Source organism: bacterium, assembly GCA_024226335.1.
Taxonomy (GTDB): domain Bacteria; phylum Myxococcota_A; class UBA9160; order SZUA-336; family SZUA-336; genus JAAELY01.
On the sequence record JAAELY010000381.1, the window covers coordinates 1 to 2,376 of the forward strand.

Below are 2,376 nucleotides of genomic sequence, written 5' to 3' on the forward strand. Positions count from 1 at the left end.
ACCGTCTCGGCATGTCCGTAGACCTCTTTCAGCTGTTGCCGCAACCGGGCCCGGCCGCGGTGGAGATAGACCCGCACGGTGTTGAGCGGTACGCCGAGCACGCCGGCGATCTCGTGGTATTTCATGCCCTGGATCTCGCGCCAGATCCCAGATCCAGATCAGGTTCCACCCACTTCGGTCACGGAGGCGATGGCAGCAAGACGAGGGCCGTGTCTTCGGCAACGATCGTCGCTCTGGCTGCACGGGTGCCGGGGAGGGTATTAGCCATCTTCTCTGATCGCCAGCACCTGCGCCAGAATTGGAGCCCCTTTTACGTTCTACAAAGGGTGTAGTCGGCGTTAGCCCGCACGGAGTTCTCCGGTGCCGCTCGCCGACCGACACCGGTTGGCGCAGCGCGTGACGGTCGATCCACGGCGTGTGGCCGCGGGTTCCTCATGCCATCCGCCGCGGCGCCAGCCATTGCACAGGTGCGCCTCTGGCGCGACCTGGGAGGAACCGCCATGCCTCGAGACCCTCGCTACCTGCCACCTGGTTGGAGCGTCGAAGTCACCACCCGGACCATCTGCGGCTTCTATCTCCTGCCCGCCACCTCTCACTTTGCCCGCGTCATGGTGGGCATCCTCGCCCGAGCCCAGGAGAAATACCCGGTAAAGATTCACGCTGCGGTCGCGGCCAGCAATCATTATCACCTGATCCTAACACCGGAGGACGTGGACGAACTCGCCGACTTTATGGAATACGTAAACGGCAACCTGGCTCGCGAAACGAATCACCTCCTGGACGATTGGAGTGGCCCCGTCTGGACCGATCGTTTCCACCACATCCCGATCTCTCCCGAGCCTGAAGCGTTGATCGAACGCTTGCGGTACGTGCTCTCCAACACCATCAAGGAGAATCTCGTGGCTCGCATCGGAGACTGGGAAGGACTGCACAGCGCCGAGGCACTGATCGACGGCACGCCGATGACCGGCATGTGGTACGACCGCGCCATCGAGTACGAGGCCAATCGCCAGGCCGAGCGCAAGGCGGACCGCCGGGGCACGCCGGTCGAGAGAGTTGATCGCAGCGCGTTCATGACGCCCTACCAGCTCAAGCTCGCGCCGTTGCCCTGTTGGCAGAACCTGCCGACAGCGGAGATCCGCAAGCGCGTCGCCCAGATGGTCTCCGAGATCGAAGCCGCCGCCACCAAGCTCCGTGAAGAGCTCGACACCGAGCCCGTTGGCATGGACAGAATTCGCCACCAGAATCCGCTCGGGCGACCAGTGGGTTTCCGGCCGTCGCCGAAACCGCGGTGTCACACCGCAAGTAAGGACATGCGCAAGCGTTTTCGCCAGGCGCTGCGCGCCTTCGTCGACATGTTTCGCGAAGCCTCGGTAACCCTGAGGCTAGGCAACGCCGCCGCGGCGAACTTCCCCAAGGGGAGCTTTCGACCGAGCCTCGGATTCGTCAGCGTTGGCGAAGAGCTCGACCCCCTGGCCGACGCCGGCGGCTCGCGCCACTTCGCATTGCTGGCCGCAGCGACAATCTAAGCCGTCTCCCCGCGGTAGCTTGAGAGTCGAAACTCAAGTGTGAATCTCTGCGGTTCGCACTTCACAGGAAAGCTGTGTCTGGCGCCCTCACCATCGAGAGAAGTTCCACGCAGAAAACGAGACTCGACGTCTCGATCAGCCCGAAGACTCATGAACCTCCCTCGCCGGCGTTCCAATAGGTCTCAAGGAGAGCCAAATCACCTCGCGATCTGCCCGATCTCAAGAGCACGAAGCGCGGTATCCGATTTGGATGGCACCTCTATCCCTGCGCTTTGAAATAGAACGTTGAAGCTTATGAGGCCACCGATCCGAATCGTGCCGTGGCCATCAATGCCACCATCGCCCGAGCGTCTGGTGACTTCAACTTCAAGAAATCCCGACTCGCGCAACAACCTCTGGCAAAGTCGTTCAAACGCGATAGGGTCCATCTTCAGGAGCACTTCAAGAAGTCGATCGCGCCAATCCAGCTCCTCCACGCTGTCTTCTTCGGCCTGTCCTTCTTTAAGCTCTGCAATTTCCCTATCCAGGCGCCGAAGCTTTGGAACTAGACGCGCCATCTTCAATACTCTGCGCACTAGCTTGTTGGAGTCTGCTTCTTTGACTTTTTTGGCGCCAGTTGCAGTCAGGACCCATACGCCGCGGTCGGAGTTCTCAATAAACTTAGCATGCTTTAGCGCAGTCCGCGCCCAGGCTGCGCGGTAACCTACTTCGGTTTGGCTCCCCTTGCCGTGAGAAAAGTTTGCGAGTTCCTCCGAAAGACCAAGATCGGAGACAATCTCGTTCTCGATCCCATGGATCGAACCGCTCCCGCCGAGTCGATGTAATCCACGCAGGGTCGGCCCGATCA

General features: G+C 60.8%; 3 protein-coding genes. 1 reads left to right on the top strand and 2 read right to left on the bottom strand.

All coding sequences use genetic code 11. From position 1 onward, the window contains the following. A partial coding sequence (locus tag GY725_19415; protein MCP4006354.1) for an RNA polymerase subunit sigma occupies positions 1-125 on the bottom strand: 125 nt, incomplete at its 3' end. A gap of 375 nt (positions 126-500) precedes the next feature. Here GY725_19415 and GY725_19420 point away from each other — a divergent pair. Beyond that, positions 501-1,529, top strand: coding sequence for a hypothetical protein (locus tag GY725_19420; GenBank protein MCP4006355.1), 1,029 nt, complete (start codon positions 501-503; stop codon positions 1,527-1,529). A gap of 197 nt (positions 1,530-1,726) precedes the next feature. Here GY725_19420 and GY725_19425 read toward each other — a convergent pair. Continuing rightward, the coding region (locus GY725_19425; protein ID MCP4006356.1) for an Mrr restriction system protein at positions 1,727-2,376 on the bottom strand (650 nt) is incomplete at its 5' end.

Coding starts and splice junctions, on each gene's coding strand:
- GY725_19420 (MCP4006355.1), top strand. CDS start 501: ATGCCTCGAGACCCTCGCTACCTGCCACCTGGTTGGAGCGTCGAAGTC.